Below are 15,124 nucleotides of genomic sequence, written 5' to 3' on the forward strand. Positions count from 1 at the left end.
TCGCCGACCTCGATCTGCACGTGGGGGAGCGGGCCCGGCTGGGCCGCATCGGCCGGCGCCGCATGGGACCGGCCGGCGGCAGTGCCCGGCTGGCGGCCCTGATCCGGGAGCGGCTGCTGCCGGGGTAGGGGGATGATGGGGCCGACCGCCCCCTTGTCCTCCGCACCGATGCCCGGCATCCCCGACCGCAGCTTCAACGCCGCCTGCGGTCATCTGGCCACCCAGCTGGGCATCAGCCTGGCGGCGGCCCGCCGGCGGGTGGAGATCCTGGCGGCCAAGGAAGGGCTCCGGGACACCCCCGCCAAGCTGGCCCTGGCGGAGCGGCTGCTGGAGGAAACCAGGGCCAGCGGCCTCGACCGGGGCCAGCTGTTCGACGGCCAGCTGCGCTCGGTCGGGGAAGACGACATGTTCATGATCGAGGACTGAGCGCAGCCGCCGGCCCCCGTGAGCGCCGCCTCAGTGCTCGAACACCTGGTTGAACCGCTGCCGGTCGAGGGCGGAGAAGACGGGCACGCAGGCGAAGCAGCGGCGGGCCAGCTCCCAGCGCTCCTCGCGGCGCAGCATCACCTCCAGCCGGTCCCGGGCGGCCAGCAGCCAGCGCACGTCACCGGCGGCATAGGCCAGCTGGGTGTCGCTGAGCTCCTCCACCCGGCCCCAGTCGGAACTCTGGGCCTGCTTGTCGAGCTCCACCCCCACCAGCTCGTTGACCACGTCCTTGAGGCCATGGCGCGGGGCGTAGGTGCGGGCCAGGCGGCTGGCCACCTTGGTGCAGAAGACGGGGTCCACAGCGATGCCGAGGTTCTCCGCCAGCGCCGCCACATCGAAGCGGGCGAAGTGGAACACCTTCTCGATGGCCGGGTTCTCGCACAGGGCCTTCAGCCGCGGCGCCTCCGTCTGCCCCCGGGCCACCCGGATGCAGCAGACGTTGTCATGGTCGTCGCAGATCTGCACCAGGCAGAGGCGGTCACGCCCATGGATCAGCCCCATGGCCTCGGTGTCGATCGCCAGGGCCCGGGCCTGGCCGAACAGCTCCCCCCAGGCGGCGTCGAGGTCGTGGTCGAAGACGGCGAAACGGGCCGGCGGACCGGGGCTGGCACTGCCGCTGGAAGGGGTCTGGGCCATGGGGGAGCAGGGGGTTGGCGGCCATCGTCGCCCACGGCGGCCGCTGACCGGGCCACTCAGGCCAGAATGCGAGCCCGAAAGGCCGCGCCGCCATGCCCACCCTGGGTTCCACCCTCCTGCTCACCCTGCTGATGGCCATCGGCCTGGTCTTCTTTCTGAGGGCCGCCAGCAAGGACCGCACCACGGTGGTGGACGTGCACTCCCCGCAGCCGCCCGTGCAGGTGCTCGAGGGCCTCTCCGACTGGCTCACCGCACGGGGCTGGCGGACCGAGGCCGGCGATCCCGAGCGCCAGCTGCTGCGCTTCCGCGGCCAGGTGCGCTCCAGCCTGCCCCTCGCCCTGCTGCTCTCGCTGCTGGGCAGCGTCGGGGCCGCCTGCCTGGGCCTGGTGCTGCGCCAGGTGCTGCCCTCCCTCGGCTGGTGGCCCCTGCTGCTGGCCCTGGTGGGGCCCCTGGCCGGGGTGATCTACCGACGCCGGGCCGCCCGGCCCGAAAGCCTGGAGCTGCGCCTGATCAGCGGCGACAGCGACGGCGGCAGCACCCTGCGCCTGCGGGCCCACCGGGACGAACTGATCGCCATCGAGCGGGAACTCGGCCCCGGGCTCCAGCTGGCCAGCGACGGCTCCCTGCTCTCCTCGCCGATCTGAACCCATGGGTTCCCCTCTCCCGACCTGGCTGCTGGGGCCCGCCCTGCTGGTCGGCAGCCTCGGCCAGCTCGCACCGCTCGCCCATGCCGCCGACGCGGCCCTGCCGGCCAGCCGGATCCAGGCGCCGGCACTGGCTGGCTTCGATCCGATCACCGGTCCCCGCAGCCGCCTGGGCCGGGACTGGATCGGCATCCGCCCCGTCGATCCGGACACCCCCATCCTGGTGCTGGCGGGCCATGCCGATTCCCAGGGGATGAACGGCGCCGGTACCAGCGGCGCCGCCGTGGCTGCGGGGGCGCCGCCGATGTTTCCCGGCATCAGCGACGAGCTCTACTGGAACATGGTCGTCGCCGAGGCGGTGGTGACCCTGGGCCGCCAGCGGGGGCTGCGCATCAGCTCCTACCGCCCCCCCTTCCGCACGATCCCTGATGGCAACCACCCCAGCACCAACTGGAGCGTGGGCCGTCAGCACGCCGCCAGCGGCGGCTACGCCCTGGAGATCCACTTCGACGCCTGGGGCCCCGACGGCATCGGATCGGGGTTGATCCCACCCCTGCACCGCCCCTTCAGCTCCCTCGACGAAAGCCTGGCCGCGGCCTTCGGCGGGTTCCCCATGGCCTTCCGGGGTGGCCTCGGTGGGCCCAGGCGCGGCATCGCCCTGCTGGAGGTGGGCAAGCTGGAGGGCCAGCTGGAGCGCTCGCTCCGCAACCCGGCCACCCGTTCCGACACGGTGCTGGCCATCGCCGAGCGGATCGTGACCGCCCTCGAGGTGGGGCTGGGCCGCAGCCCGGCCACCGCCATGCCGCTCAGCCCACCGCCTGGTGGGGTCGGCAGCGCTCCTCCAGGGAAGGGTCTTCAAGCCAGTTCTGCGGACGAGTGAACAGGTCGGTCAGCAGGGCCTCGCGGCTGCCTGCGGCGGCCGTGTACCCGTACTCCCAACGCACCAGGGGCGGCAGTGACATCAGGATCGATTCGGTGCGGCCGTTGGTCTGCAGGCCGAAGATCGTGCCCCGGTCGAAGACCAGGTTGAACTCCACGTAGCGGCCGCGGCGGTAGAGCTGGAACTGGCGCTCCCCATCGCCCCAGGGCAAGCCCTGGCGTCGCTCCACGATCGGCACGTAGCTCGGCAGGAAGGCGTGGCCGCAGGCCGAAGCCAGGGCGAAGAGCTGCTCCCAGTTCTGGTGGAGCGGCCCGACGGCCGCGCTGGCCGCCGCCGCCGGCCCCTCGGGGTCACCCCCCTTGTAGAGCACCCCGCCGGGGTCCTGGTAGTCGTAGAAGATGCCACCCACGCCGCGGGTCTCGCCCCGGTGCTTCAGGAAGAAGTACTCGTCGCACCAGGGCTTGAACACCGTGTAGTAAGCCGGATCCACCCCGTCGCAGGCCCCCTTGAGGGTGCGGTGGAAATGCCGGGCGTCCTCCAGGAACGGGTAATAGGGAGTGAGGTCGGCGCCGCCGCCGAACCACCACACCGGCCCCGCCTCGAAATAGCGGTAGTTGAGATGCACCGTGGGCACGTAGGGGTTGCGGGGGTGCAGCACCATCGAGGTGCCGGTGGCGAACCAGCGGTGGCCCTCCGCCTCGGGGCGCTGGGACAGGATCGAGGGCGGCAGCCGCTCGCCCTCCACCTCGGAGAAGTTGACGCCGCCCTGCTCGAACACGCGGCCGTCCTTCATCACCCGTGAGCGGCCGCCGCCGCCCTCCGGCCGCTCCCAGCTCTGCTCCTCGAAGTCAGCCCCGCCATCGAGGCTGGCGAGACCCGCGCAGATCGAATCCTGCAGGCCCGTCAGCAGGGCCTTGGCGCGGCTGCGGGAATCGGCAGGTGGCATCTCCATGGAACGGCAGCGCGGCGGACGCGGAACATCCGCACACCTTTTCAGCCCGTCGGGGGGTCCCACAAGGGTTCGAGAGCGTCTGTCACGGGCTGGGCAAGGGGCCGCCCCTAGGATCGCCCCCAATCCGACCCTGCCGCCGCCGCATGGCCAGCGCCGACACCCTCCTCGAGGCCCTGCAGCCGCTCCGCGACGCCGGCAGTGGCCGCAGCCTGCTGGAGCTGGGCTGGATCAGCGACCTGAGACAGCAGGGCGGCCGGGCGGTGTTCCGCCTCGCCCTGCCCGGATTCGCCAACAGCCAGCGGGAGCGCATCGCCGCCGAGGCCCGCAGCGCCCTGCTGGCCGTGGAGGGCATCAACGACGTGCAGATCGAACTGGCCCAGCCCGCCGCCGCCCCGTCATCAGGCCCGATCGGCGCCGCCGGCCACGGCCCCGGCGGGACCCAGCTGCCGGAACGGCAGGGCATCCCCGGCGTGCGTCAGGTGATCGCCGTCAGCAGCGGCAAGGGGGGCGTGGGCAAGAGCACCGTGGCGGTGAACCTGGCCTGTGCCCTGGCGGCCTCCGGCCTGCGGGTGGGCCTGCTCGATGCCGACATCTACGGGCCCAATGCCCCCACCATGCTGGGCGTGGCCGACCGCAGCCCCCAGGTGTCGGGCAGCGGCAACGACCAGGTGCTGGAGCCGATCGAGACCTGCGGCATCGTGATGGTGTCGATGGGCCTGCTGATCCAGGAGAACCAGCCGGTGGTCTGGCGCGGGCCGATGTTGAACGGAATCATCCGCCAGTTCCTCTATCAGGTGAACTGGGGCGAACGGGACGTGCTGGTGGTGGATCTCCCCCCCGGCACCGGCGACGCCCAGCTCACCCTGGCCCAGGCCGTGCCGATGGCCGGCGCGGTGATCGTCACCACCCCCCAGCTGGTGTCGCTCCAGGATGCCCGCCGCGGCCTGGCGATGTTCCTGCAGATGGGCGTGCCGGTGCTCGGGGTGGTGGAGAACATGACCGCCTTCATCCCTCCGGATCTGCCCGATCGCCGCTACGCCCTGTTCGGCAGCGGCGGCGGCCAGCGGCTGGCCGACGAGGCCGGCGTGCCCCTGCTGGCCCAGCTGCCCATGGAGATGCCCGTGCTCGAGGGCGGGGAGCGGGGCTTGCCGGTGGTGCTGTCGGCACCGGACTCGGCCAGCGCCCGCGCCTTCACCGAGCTGGCCGAGCGCCTGAGCGCCAGCTGCGCCCTCAGCCCGGCGCTCGCCTGAAGCGATGGCGGTTCTCAGCCCCCGGCGCGGTGGGTTCGCCGCCAAGGGGGCCAAGCGGCGCGGCCCCGGCTTCGATCCCCTCCTCTGGGGTATCCCCATCGCCCTGACGCTGCTGGCGGGCGTCCTCATCGCCAGCACCCAGCGCCAGCAGGCCACCACCGACTGGTACCAGCACTGGATCACCGCGGCGGTGGGCCTGGTGATGGCCCTGCTGCTGGCCCGGGTCCCTCTGGAGCGCATCGCCCGCTTCCAGTGGCCGATCTACATCCTGATGGTGGCGAGCCTGGTCGCGGTGCGGATCATTGGGGTCAGCGCCCTCGGGGCCCAGAGCTGGATCAACATCGGCGGCTTCTACGTCCAGCCGTCGGAGTTCGCCAAGGTGGCGGCGATCCTGCTGCTGGCGGGGGTGCTCTCCAAGTACCCGGTGGAGCGACCGATCGATCTGCTGCGGCCCGTGGCCATGATCAGCGTGCCGTGGCTGCTGGTGTTCGTGCAGCCCGATCTCGGCACGTCGCTGGTCTTCGGGGCGGTGCTGCTGGTGATGCTGTTCTGGTCGGGCATGCCCGCCACCTGGCTGCTGCTGCTGCTCTCGCCCCTGTTCACGGCGATCATGGCCGGCACCATGCCCTGGCTGCTGCTGGGCTGGATCCCCCTGATGGGCTGGGTCGCGTGGCGCTCTCTGCCCTGGAAGGCGGTGGGACTCTCCCTGGTGCTGGCCGTCCAGGGGCTGTTCGCCGTGGGGACACCCTGGCTCTGGGAGCACGGGCTGCGCCCGCACCAGCGGGCCCGGCTCACCCTGTTCCTCGATCCGGCCCAGGATCCCCTGGGGGGCGGCTACCACCTGCTGCAGAGCACCGTGGGCATCGGTTCCGGCCAGCTCTGGGGCACCGGCCTGATGAACGGCTCCCTCACCAAGCTGCGCTTCATCCCCGAGCAGCACACCGATTTCATCTTCAGCGCCCTGGGCGAGGAGACCGGCTTCATCGGCTCGATGCTGGTGGTGGTGGGCTTCGTGGTGCTGATCTGGCGCCTGCTGCAGATCGCGAGCCGGGCCGGCAGTGACTACGAATCGCTCGTGGTGGTGGGCATCGGCGCCATGCTGATGTTCCAGGTGGTGGTGAACGTCAACATGACCATCGGACTGGGACCGATCACCGGCATTCCGCTGCCGTTCCTGAGCTACGGCCGTTCGGCCATGCTCGTCAACTGCATCAGCCTCGGACTCTGCGCCTCCGTGGCCCGTCGCAGCCGCAGCCAGCGACGGTGGTGGTGAGCCTGGGGGACCTTCGCAGCCTGCTGGCCGCCGGTGTCCCGGCCGGGCGAGGGGATGAGGACAGCGTGCGGCGCCAATGGTGGGCCGCCCTGGCCACGGTGCAGGCGGACCTGCTCGGGGCCGCCCCTCCCCAGCCGGGGGTGTGGCTGGCGGCCCCCCTGCCGGCCCTCTACGAACCCTCCCTGCTGGAGTGGCTGGACGGCTGGGTCTGGACCCCCGCCGAGGTGGGCAACCTGATGCCCCCGGGGCTGCCGCTGCTGCCGGGGATGGCACCCCTGACAGACCCCCACGGCAGGCCCCCCCGGGGAACGGCCGGCCGGCCGGGGGGCTTCCACCGCCTCAGCCTGCGGGAGGAGGACGGCACCGATCCGCTGCTGGTGCTGATCACCCCGGTGCTGCAGGTGGCCCTGGCCCTCGACGGCCCACCGCAGGAGCGCCGGCTGGTGGTGCGCTTCGACGCCCCGACGCTGTCGGCCGCCCTGGAGCTGCTCGATCGGCGCCTGGCCCAGGACGATGCGGCCGCGGGCCTCGGCCTGCGCCGCCGCCTGCAGTTGCTGGGCCCGCTCAGCAACGATCCCGATCTGGGCACCCGCTTCTGGCCCCTGCTGGCCCAGCGTCTGGCCGCCATGGCCCCCAGCGTCACCCTTCAGCCGCTGGTGCATGGCGAGAAACGCAGCGAAGGCAGCGATGCCGTGAGCAGCGAACTGGCCCTGCTCGAGGCCCTCACCCACGAGGTGCGGACCCCGCTGGCCACGATCCGCACCCTGATCCGCTCGCTGCTGCGCCGCACCGACCTGCCGGCGGTGGTGCGGCAGCGGCTGGAGCAGATCGACGGGGAGTGCAGCGAACAGATCGACCGCTTCGGCCTGATCTTCCTGGCGGCGGAACTGCAGCGCCAGCCGGGCAGCGGCCAGCCGCTGAGCGACAGCGAACTGGCCCGCACGGACCTGAGCCGGCTGCTCTACCAGCTGGAGGAGCTCTGGCAACGGCAGCTGGAGCGCCGCGACCTGCGGCTGGTGCTTGAGATCGCCGCCGACCTGCCGCATGTGATGAGCGACCCCAGCCGGCTGGAGACCATGCTCGGCGGCCTGATGGACCGGTTCAGCCGCAGCCTGCCCAGCGGCAGCGAAGTGCGGCTGCGGCTGCTGCCGGCGGGCTCGCGGCTGAAGCTCCAGCTCAGCAGCGACGACCCCGAGAGCCGCGAGGCCGATGGGCTGGCGGCCGCCGTGCCGATGCCGGTGGGTCCGGTGCTGAGCTGGAACCCGGAAACCGGCAGCCTGCAGCTCAGCCGCCAGGCCACCCAGAGGCTCTTCCACCGCCTGGGGGGGCGGCTCACGGAACGGGGGGGCAGCAACCTGACGGTGTTCTTCCCGGCCGCCGAGCGCGGCGGCTGAGCGGCGGCTGAGGTGGCGGCGGCCGGGTTTGTTGACGGGTGTGAAGAGTCCGCCGGGGGGCCCCGGAAGCCCAAAAACACGGTGCTAGCTTCCGCCTGAAACGGTCTGCGAGCCATGCCTGATACGGCCCTCCACGGTCAACTTCCGAAGTCCATCGGCAGCACCGGTGGCCTGCTCAACTCGGCGGAAACCGAGGAGAAGTACGCCATCACCTGGAGCAGCACCAAGGCCCAGGCGTTCGAGCTCCCCACCGGCGGCGCCGCCGAGATGCACGAAGGCGACAACCTGATGTACTTCGCCCGCAAGGAGCAGTGCCTGGCCCTGGGCACCCAGTTGCGCACCAAGTTCAAGCCCCGGATCGAGGACTACAAGATCTACCGCATCTACCCGGGCGGCGACACCGAATTCCTGCACCCCAAGGACGGCGTCTTCCCCGAGAAGGTCAACGAAGGCCGCCCCATGGTGGGCCACACCCCCCGCAGCATCGGCGCCAACCCCAATCCCGCCAGCCTCAAGTTCAGCGGCAAGGCCACCCACGAGGCCTGAGCCTGACCGGCCAGCACCTATAACGGCGGGGCCGGGAGCCCCGTTTTTTTTGCCTGCCCGTCGCCGTGATGCCCGGTTCTGATCGCAGCGCCTTCCTCGCCCGCATCGCCGGTGGGGAAGCAGGTGCTGACTTGGCCGTCAATCTCCTGCCCCTCTGGAAGCGCTGGCCCGCCGACCTGGAGACCCCCCTGACCACCTGGCTGAAGGTGGGGGCGGGCCGCAGCCATGGCGTGCTGCTGGAATCGGTCGAGGGGGGCGAGCAGCTGGGCCGCTGGAGCTTCGTCGTCACTGACCCGCTCTGGACCCTCACCTGCCGCGGCGACCGGGGGGAGAAACGCTGGCGGGATGGCCGCAGCGAACAGCTCCAGGGCAACCCCTTCGCCCTGCTGCGGGAGGCCCTGGCCCCCCTGCGCCCCGGCCCGGTGGAGGGCCTGCCGACGGTGGCCCAGCTGTTCGGCTTCTGGGGCTACGAGCTGATCCGCTGGATCGAGCCCAGCGTGCCGGTCCACGAGGCCCCGGACGGGGCCCCGCCGGACGGCTGCTGGATGCTGGCCGACAGCCTGCTGGTGTTCGACCAGGTGAAGCGCCAGATCACGGCGGTGGCCTACGTGGACCTCTCGGCGGGTGCCGATCCGGGTGAGGCCTATGACCGGGCAGCGGCCCGCATCGAGGCCCTTGAGGCCCGCATGCACGCCCCGTTGCCGGCGCACGTCAAGCCGCTGGCCTGGCACGAAGCCAGCGGCGCCGAGCTGGCCACCCGGAGCAACCGGGACCAGGAGGAGTTCCAGGGCGCCGTGGCGGCCGCCGCCGAACACATCGCCGCCGGCGACGTGTTCCAGCTGGTGCTGAGCCAGCGGTTCGAAGCCAGGGTGACCCACGACCCCTTCGATCTCTACCGCAGCCTGCGAATGGTGAACCCCTCGCCCTACATGGCGTTCTTCAACTTCGGCGACTGGCATCTGATCGGCTCCAGTCCCGAGGTGATGGTGAAGGCGGAGCCCTGCGCCGAAGGGGTGAAGGCCTCCCTGCGGCCCATCGCCGGCACCCGGCCCCGTGGCGCCGATGACGCGCAGGATGGGGCCCTGGCCGAGGAGCTGCTGGCCGACCCGAAGGAGCGGGCGGAGCACGTGATGCTGGTCGACCTGGGCCGCAACGACCTGGGCCGGGTCTGCCGGGCCGGCACGGTGCAGGTCACCGAACTGATGGTGATCGAGAAGTACTCCCACGTGATGCACATCGTCAGCGAGGTGGAGGGGCTGCTGACCGAGGATCACGACATCTGGGACCTGCTGATGGCTTCCTTCCCGGCGGGCACCGTGAGCGGCGCGCCAAAGATCCGCGCCATGCAGCTGATCCATGCTCTCGAACCGGAGGCCCGCGGGCCCTACTCGGGGGTCTACGGGGCGGTGGATCTGGCCGGCGCGCTGAATACGGCCATCACGATCCGCACCATGGTGGTGCTCCCCCACCCCGACGGTGGCTGGCGGGTGCAGGTGCAGGCCGGGGCCGGGATCGTGGCCGACTCCCGCCCGGAGGCGGAGTACCAGGAAACCCGCAACAAGGCACGCGGCATGCTGAAGGCCCTCGCCTGCCTGGAGCCGGCCGTGGCCGACGGGGCCGGCGCGACGCCATGAGCGCTCCCCTGCTGCTGAAGGGCTTCGAAGTGGAGATGTACACGGGCCGGGCCGACGGCACGGTGGTGGGCTGCTCCGCGGAAGCGGCCGCCGAGCTGGCGGGGTTCATGACCGAGCCGGACCACCGCAACCTCGAGTACGTCACCCCGCCCGAGGCCTCCTACATCGCCCAGCTGGAGCTGCTGCTGGAACCGCGCCGGCGCCTGCGCCGCTGGCTCCAGCCCCGCCAGCTCACCCTGCTGCCCGGCAGCACCCTGAGCCTGGGGGACAGCCGCCGCTTCGAGCGTTCCGACCCCGACAACCCCTACCACGCCTACATCGAGGCCGCCTACGGCACCCGGGTGGTGACCGCCAGCGTCCACATCAACCTGGGCCTGACGGCGATGGACGCCCTGTTCGCGGGCCTGCGGCTGCTGCGCTGCGAAGCCTCCCTGCTGCTGGCCCTCAGCGCCAGCTCCCCGTTCCTCGACGGGGAGCTCACCGGGGCCCACTCCCAGCGCTGGCTCCAGTTCCCGCTCACGCCGCCCCGGGTGCCCCTGTTCCGGGACCACCGCCACTACATCGACTGGATGGAGGAGCAACTGGCCGCCGGGGCGATGCGCAACGTTCGCCACCTCTGGACATCGGTGCGGCCCAACGGCGACGACCGCCCCCATGGCCTCAACCGCCTCGAGATCCGCATCTGCGACCTGATCGACGACCCGCTGCTGCTGCTGGCGGTCACCGCGTTCACCGAGCTGCGCCTGCAGCAGCTGCTGGAGGATCCCGCAAGCCAGGATCCCCTGGCCGCCAGCCGGTTCGGGGCGGCCGAGCTGGAGGCCATCGCCGATGCCAACGACCGGGCGGCGGCCCGCTCCAGCCTCCAGGCCCGCCTGGTGCACTGGCGCACCGGCGAAACGCTGGAGGCCCGCGCCTGGATCGCCGCCGAGCTCGAGATGATGGCGCCTCTGGCGGTCGAGCTGGGGCTGGCGCGCTGGCTCGCACCCCTCCACGACCTGCTCGCCGGCGGCAACCAGGCGATGCGATGGCTGGCGCGCCATGGGCGCGGGGAAAGCATCGGTGCCATCATCGGCAGCGAGGCCGTGGCTCTCGAACGGCGGGAGAGGGCCCTGGACGCATGGCTGGCGACAGAAGCAGCCCAGGTTCCTGGAGGATCATGAACAGCACCCCCGCGCCCACCGCCCCCATGCGGCTACTCCTGACCGAGCCTTCGGTCGTTCCCGCCGAGGCCTCACCCGGGGTGATCCGACTGCTCACCGAGCGGCTGGAGCTGGTGGAGGACCTCTGGCAGACGGTGCTGCGCAGCGAATGCCCCCCCGAGCAGGTGGAGCGGCTGCTGCGGCTCAAGGAACTGAGCGGTCCGGTGGCGCCGGGCCTCGACCCGGAGGCCCCCTCCGCCGTCGACACCGACGGCATCGTGGCCCTGATCAAGGCCATGGACCTGGCCGAAGGCATCGCCGCGGCCCGGGCCTTCTCCCTCTACTTCCAGCTGGTCAACATCCTCGAGCAGCACATCGAGGAGGACAGCTACCTCGAGAGCATCAAGCGGGCCCCCGCCCCCGCCAGCAACGACCCCTTCCTGCCGCCCCTGGCCAGCCAGAGCGACCCGGCCACCTTCCGCCAGCTGTTCGAGCGCCTGCGGGCCCTGAACGTGCCGCCGGGCCAGCTCGAGAGCCTGCTGCGGGAACTGGACATCCGGCTGGTGTTCACGGCTCACCCCACCGAGATCGTGCGCCACACCGTGCGTCACAAGCAGCGGCGGGTGGCGGCCCTGATCCAGAAGCTGCAGGTGAACGGCCAGGGCAACCCGGACGACAACGACCGGCTCCGCCAGCAGCTGGAGGAGGAGATCCGGCTGTGGTGGCGCACCGATGAACTGCACCAGTTCAAGCCCTCGGTGATCGACGAGGTCGATTACGCCCTGCACTACTTCCAGCAGGTGCTCTTCGACGCCCTGCCCCAGCTGCGCCAGCGCATCCGCGCCGCCCTGGCGGCCAGCTACCCCGACGTGCAGCCCCCCCGTGACGCCTTCTGCACCTTCGGCTCCTGGGTGGGATCCGACCGGGACGGCAACCCGTCGGTGACACCGGACGTGACCTGGCGCACGGCCTGCTTCCAGCGGCAGCTGATGCTGGCCCGCTACGTCCAGGCGGTGTCGGTCCTGCGCGACCAGCTCAGCATCTCGATGCAGTGGAGCCAGGTGAGCCCCGCCCTGCTGGAATCCCTGGAGATGGACCGGCTGCGCTTCCCGGAGATCTACGAGGAACGCGCCGCCCGCTACCGGCTCGAGCCCTACCGGCTGAAGCTGAGCTACACCCTCGAGCGGCTGCGCCTCACCCAGCAACGCAACCAGCAGCTGGCCGAGGCGGGCTGGGAATCCCCCTGCGACGGCTCCTCCGGCTACGAGGCCGGACTGAGCAGCCTGATGGAGCCGGCCCCACCCCAGGAGCTGCATTACGCCTCGGTCGAGGAGTTCCGCACCGACCTGGAGCTGATCAAGGAAAGCCTCGATGCCACCGGCCTGAGCTGCGAGGCACTGCAGGATCTGCTCAGCCAGGTCCACATCTTCGCCTTCTCCCTGGCCAGCCTCGACATTCGCCAGGAGAGCACCCGCCACAGCGACGCCATCGACGAGCTCAGCCGCTATCTGCTGCTGCCGGTGCCCTACGGCGAGATGGACGAGGAGCAGCGGGTGGAGTGGCTGCTGAGCGAACTCAAGACCCGCCGGCCCCTGCTGCCGCCGGCGGCCCGCTGGAGCGCCCCCACCGCCGAGACCTTCGCCGTGTTCCGGATGCTGCAGCGGCTGCAGCAGGAGTTCGGCCGGCGCATCTGCCGCACCTACGTGATCTCCATGAGTCACACGGTGTCGGACCTGCTGGAGGTGGTGCTGCTGGCCAAGGAGGCGGGGCTGGTGGATCCGATGGCCCAGAAATCGGCCCTGCTGGTGATCCCCCTGTTCGAAACGGTCGAGGACCTGCAGGGGGCCCCGGCCGTGATGGGGCGCCTGTTCGCCGATCCCTTCTACCGCCAGCTGCTGATCAGCAACAGCGACGGCGAGCAGCCCCTCCAGGAGGTGATGCTGGGCTACTCCGACAGCAACAAGGATTCCGGCTTCCTCTCCAGCAACTGGGAGATCCACCGGGCCCAGATCGCGCTGCAGTCGCTGGCCGATGCCCACGATGTGGCCCTGCGCATCTTCCACGGCCGCGGCGGCTCGGTGGGCCGGGGCGGCGGCCCCGCCTACCAGGCGATCCTGGCCCAGCCCAGCGGCACCCTGAAGGGACGCATCAAGATCACCGAGCAGGGGGAAGTGCTGGCCTCCAAGTACTCCCTGCCGGAACTGGCCCTGTACAACCTGGAGACGGTCACCACCGCCGTGCTCCAGAACAGCATGGTGAGCACCCCGGTGGACGACACCCCCACCTGGAACGTGCTGATGGAGCGGCTCGCCGCCCGCTCCCGCGACCACTACCGGGCCCTGGTGCATGACAACCCGGACCTGGTGGCCTTCTTCCAGCAGGTGACACCGATTGAGGAGATCAGCAAGCTGCAGATCTCCAGCCGGCCGGCACGGCGCAAGAGCGGCGCCAAGGATCTCTCCAGCCTGCGGGCCATCCCCTGGGTGTTCGGCTGGACCCAGAGCCGCTTCCTGCTGCCCAGCTGGTACGGGGTGGGGACGGCCCTGCAGGCCGAGCTCGATGCCGACGGCGAGCAGATGGAGCTGCTGCAGCTGCTCTACCAACGCTGGCCCTTCTTCCGCATGCTGATCTCCAAGGTGGAGATGACCCTCTCCAAGGTCGACCTGGAGCTGGCCGGCCATTACGTCAGGTCCCTGGGTCGCCCCCAGAACAAGGAGGTGTTCGCCCAGATCTTCGAGGCGATCGCCAGCGAGTTCGCCCTCACCCACTCCCTGGTGCTGCGCATCAGCAACCACAGCCGGCTCCTGGACGGCGACCCGGCCCTGCAGCTGTCGGTCGACCTGCGCAACCGCACGATCATCCCCCTGGGCTACCTGCAGGTGGCGCTGCTGCGCCGGCTGCGGGAGCAGAAACGGCAGCCGCCGATGAGCGAGGGGCCCGGCGACGGGCCGGGGGGTGGCGGCGACGGCCGCACCTACAGCCGCAGCGAGCTGCTGCGTGGTGCCCTGCTGACCATCAACGGCATCGCCGCCGGCATGCGCAACACGGGCTGATTCCCTGGACTCTCTGTTGATCCCCTTCCGCAGCCAGCCCCCGACCCCACGCCTGCGGGAGGGCTACGCCCTGCTGCAGCAGCACGATCCCGACCCCGCCGGCCTCAACCTCCTGCTGGTGGCCTGCGGCGATGCGCCCCGCAGCCCGGAGCGCTGGCAGCGGGTGCTGGCCCGCAGCACCTGGCATCTGGTGGTGCTCAACCCCGGCGGCCGGCTGGTGGGTTTCGTGCGTGCCACCAGTGACCAGGCCCTCAATGCCAACCTCTGGGACCTGGTGGCCGATCCCGCCGATCCCTGCCGGGATGAGGTCATCGGCGCCCTGGTGCAGACCGCCCTGGCCCGCCTTCGGCGGGAACTGAGCGGCTGCAGCATCTCCCTGTCCGCCCCGCCGGAAGCCGTGACGGCCCTCACCCGGGCCGGGTTCGTGGTCGATCCCGGGGGGATCCGGGCGATGGGTCTCGACCTGCGGAGCAGTCGAGAGGAGGGACTGGGCTGACGAGCATGGAGGGACTCGAACCCCCGACATTCAGAACCGGAATCTGACGCTCTATCCAACTGAGCTACATGCCCTGCCACGGTGGATGGGGCCCCCTGAGGAACCTTGACCGCCGATGGGGGTACCTTAGCGGCTGACCGCCCCAGAACCATCCGGCTGCACCGCCTGGACCTCCGGCATTTCCGCAACATCGACGGCCTGCAGCTGTCGCTGGAGGCACCCCGGCTGCTCGTGATCGGCAGCAACGGCCAGGGCAAGTCGAATCTGCTGGAGGGGGTGGAACTGCTCACCAGCCTGCGCTCCCACCGCTGCAGCATCGACCGGGATCTGATCGGCCACGGGCACCCCTGGAGCCGCCTGTCCGCCCTCACCGATGGGGCGGACAGCCTGCAGCTGGAGCTGCGGCGCAGCGGCGGACGCCAGGCGTTCCGCAACGGCAAGCGGCTGGAGCGGCAGCTCGACCTGATCGGCCCCCTGCGCTGCGTCGGCTTCAGTGCCCTTGACCTCGACCTGGTGCGGGGCGAGCCGGCCCTGCGGCGCCAGTGGCTGGACCGGGTGGTGCTGCAGCTGGAGCCGGTCTACGGCGCCCTCCTGAGCCGCTACGGGCGGCTGCTGCGCCAGCGCAGCCAGCTGCTGCGCCGCGGCCTGGGCGCCGGCGTGCGGCAGGAGCTGCTGGAGGCCTTCGATCAGCAGATGGCCCTGGTCGGCTCCCGCCTGCATCGCCGCCGCCAGCGGGCCCTG

General features: G+C 71.2%; 14 protein-coding genes and 1 tRNA gene. 12 read left to right on the top strand and 3 right to left on the bottom strand.

Annotation, left to right across the window (positions count from 1 at the left end; translation table 11 throughout):
- The first annotated feature begins 168 nt into the window (after positions 1-168).
- Positions 169-426 carry a DUF8658 family protein gene (locus tag VB737_RS02165; protein WP_500310748.1) on the top strand — a complete coding sequence of 86 codons (258 nt, stop codon included), beginning with the start codon at positions 169-171 and terminating at the stop codon, positions 424-426.
- 30 nt (positions 427-456) lie between these two features.
- On the opposite strand, the gene VB737_RS02170 is transcribed toward VB737_RS02165, so the two are convergent.
- Positions 457-1,122, bottom strand: coding sequence for a ribonuclease D (locus VB737_RS02170; RefSeq protein ID WP_323305871.1), 666 nt, complete (start codon positions 1,120-1,122; stop codon positions 457-459).
- A gap of 92 nt (positions 1,123-1,214) precedes the next feature.
- Here VB737_RS02170 and VB737_RS02175 point away from each other — a divergent pair, with 92 nt between their 5' ends.
- Both VB737_RS02175 and VB737_RS02180 read left to right on the top strand, forming a co-directional pair.
- The gene (locus VB737_RS02175) at positions 1,215-1,766 is read left to right on the top strand and encodes a cofactor assembly of complex C subunit B (protein ID WP_323305870.1); all 552 of its coding nucleotides are present in this window, start codon (positions 1,215-1,217) and stop codon (positions 1,764-1,766) included.
- 4 nt (positions 1,767-1,770) lie between these two features.
- Positions 1,771-2,646: a dehydrogenase gene (locus tag VB737_RS02180; RefSeq protein WP_323305869.1), complete on the top strand. Its 876-nt coding sequence runs from the start codon at positions 1,771-1,773 to the stop codon at positions 2,644-2,646.
- On the opposite strand, the gene hemF is transcribed toward VB737_RS02180, so the two are convergent.
- Positions 2,573-3,598, bottom strand: coding sequence for an oxygen-dependent coproporphyrinogen oxidase (hemF, locus tag VB737_RS02185; protein WP_500310752.1), 1,026 nt, complete (start codon positions 3,596-3,598; stop codon positions 2,573-2,575). The genes VB737_RS02180 and hemF overlap by 74 nt on opposite strands.
- Before the next feature lie 143 nt (positions 3,599-3,741).
- Between hemF and VB737_RS02190 the strand changes: the two genes are divergently transcribed.
- The 8 genes from VB737_RS02190 to VB737_RS02225 all read left to right on the top strand — a co-directional run bounded on the left by VB737_RS02190 (position 3,742) and on the right by VB737_RS02225 (position 14,383).
- Positions 3,742-4,848 (top strand): Mrp/NBP35 family ATP-binding protein, encoded by a 1,107-nt coding sequence (locus VB737_RS02190; RefSeq protein WP_500310754.1) that lies wholly within the window; start codon positions 3,742-3,744, stop codon positions 4,846-4,848.
- Positions 4,849-4,852: 4 nt separating this feature from the next.
- Positions 4,853-6,121: a rod shape-determining protein RodA gene (gene rodA, locus VB737_RS02195; protein ID WP_323305866.1), complete on the top strand. Its 1,269-nt coding sequence runs from the start codon at positions 4,853-4,855 to the stop codon at positions 6,119-6,121.
- Positions 6,112-7,515 carry a sensor histidine kinase gene (locus tag VB737_RS02200; RefSeq protein ID WP_500310757.1) on the top strand — a complete coding sequence of 468 codons (1,404 nt, stop codon included), beginning with the start codon at positions 6,112-6,114 and terminating at the stop codon, positions 7,513-7,515. Before rodA ends, VB737_RS02200 begins: the two co-directional genes overlap by 10 nt.
- Before the next feature lie 114 nt (positions 7,516-7,629).
- Positions 7,630-8,061 (top strand): photosystem I reaction center subunit II PsaD, encoded by a 432-nt coding sequence (locus tag VB737_RS02205; RefSeq protein WP_015109263.1) that lies wholly within the window; start codon positions 7,630-7,632, stop codon positions 8,059-8,061.
- Positions 8,062-8,129: 68 nt separating this feature from the next.
- Complete coding sequence (locus VB737_RS02210) at positions 8,130-9,695, top strand: anthranilate synthase component I family protein (protein ID WP_500310759.1); 1,566 nt, start codon at positions 8,130-8,132, stop codon at positions 9,693-9,695.
- On the top strand, positions 9,692-10,855 hold the full coding sequence (gshA, locus tag VB737_RS02215; RefSeq protein ID WP_500310761.1) for a glutamate--cysteine ligase: 1,164 nt from the start codon (positions 9,692-9,694) through the stop codon (positions 10,853-10,855). The genes VB737_RS02210 and gshA overlap by 4 nt, the downstream gene beginning before the upstream one ends.
- 26 nt (positions 10,856-10,881) lie before the next feature.
- The gene (gene ppc, locus VB737_RS02220; RefSeq protein ID WP_500310765.1) at positions 10,882-13,887 is read left to right on the top strand and encodes a phosphoenolpyruvate carboxylase; all 3,006 of its coding nucleotides are present in this window, start codon (positions 10,882-10,884) and stop codon (positions 13,885-13,887) included.
- 16 nt (positions 13,888-13,903) lie between these two features.
- Complete coding sequence (locus VB737_RS02225; RefSeq protein WP_500310763.1) at positions 13,904-14,383, top strand: N-acetyltransferase; 480 nt, start codon at positions 13,904-13,906, stop codon at positions 14,381-14,383.
- On the opposite strand, the gene VB737_RS02230 is transcribed toward VB737_RS02225, so the two are convergent.
- A tRNA-Arg gene (locus VB737_RS02230) sits at positions 14,384-14,457 on the bottom strand. It abuts the gene before it with no gap.
- 91 nt (positions 14,458-14,548) lie between these two features.
- On the opposite strand from VB737_RS02230, the gene VB737_RS02235 reads away from it, so the two are divergent.
- Positions 14,549-15,124 (top strand): DNA replication/repair protein RecF (locus VB737_RS02235; RefSeq protein WP_500310766.1); only part of this gene is annotated, 576 nt, incomplete at its 3' end.

Source organism: Synechococcus sp. BA-120 BA3, from assembly GCF_034931285.1.
In the GTDB taxonomy this organism is placed as follows: Bacteria; Cyanobacteriota; Cyanobacteriia; order PCC-6307; family Cyanobiaceae; genus Cyanobium.

What these genes read in the sequence shown, in the direction of transcription:
- ppc (WP_500310765.1), top strand. Translation starts at nt 10,882, where the DNA reads ATGCGGCTACTCCTGACCGAGCCTTCGGTCGTTCCCGCCGAGGCCTCA.
- VB737_RS02180 (WP_323305869.1), top strand. Translation starts at nt 1,771, where the DNA reads ATGGGTTCCCCTCTCCCGACCTGGCTGCTGGGGCCCGCCCTGCTGGTC.
- VB737_RS02165 (WP_500310748.1), top strand. Translation starts at nt 169, where the DNA reads ATGCCCGGCATCCCCGACCGCAGCTTCAACGCCGCCTGCGGTCATCTG.
- VB737_RS02170 (WP_323305871.1), bottom strand. Translation starts at nt 1,122, where the DNA reads ATGGCCCAGACCCCTTCCAGCGGCAGTGCCAGCCCCGGTCCGCCGGCC.
- hemF (WP_500310752.1), bottom strand. Translation starts at nt 3,598, where the DNA reads ATGGAGATGCCACCTGCCGATTCCCGCAGCCGCGCCAAGGCCCTGCTG.
- VB737_RS02175 (WP_323305870.1), top strand. Translation starts at nt 1,215, where the DNA reads ATGCCCACCCTGGGTTCCACCCTCCTGCTCACCCTGCTGATGGCCATC.
- rodA (WP_323305866.1), top strand. Translation starts at nt 4,853, where the DNA reads ATGGCGGTTCTCAGCCCCCGGCGCGGTGGGTTCGCCGCCAAGGGGGCC.
- VB737_RS02210 (WP_500310759.1), top strand. Translation starts at nt 8,130, where the DNA reads ATGCCCGGTTCTGATCGCAGCGCCTTCCTCGCCCGCATCGCCGGTGGG.
- gshA (WP_500310761.1), top strand. Translation starts at nt 9,692, where the DNA reads ATGAGCGCTCCCCTGCTGCTGAAGGGCTTCGAAGTGGAGATGTACACG.
- VB737_RS02205 (WP_015109263.1), top strand. Translation starts at nt 7,630, where the DNA reads ATGCCTGATACGGCCCTCCACGGTCAACTTCCGAAGTCCATCGGCAGC.
- VB737_RS02190 (WP_500310754.1), top strand. Translation starts at nt 3,742, where the DNA reads ATGGCCAGCGCCGACACCCTCCTCGAGGCCCTGCAGCCGCTCCGCGAC.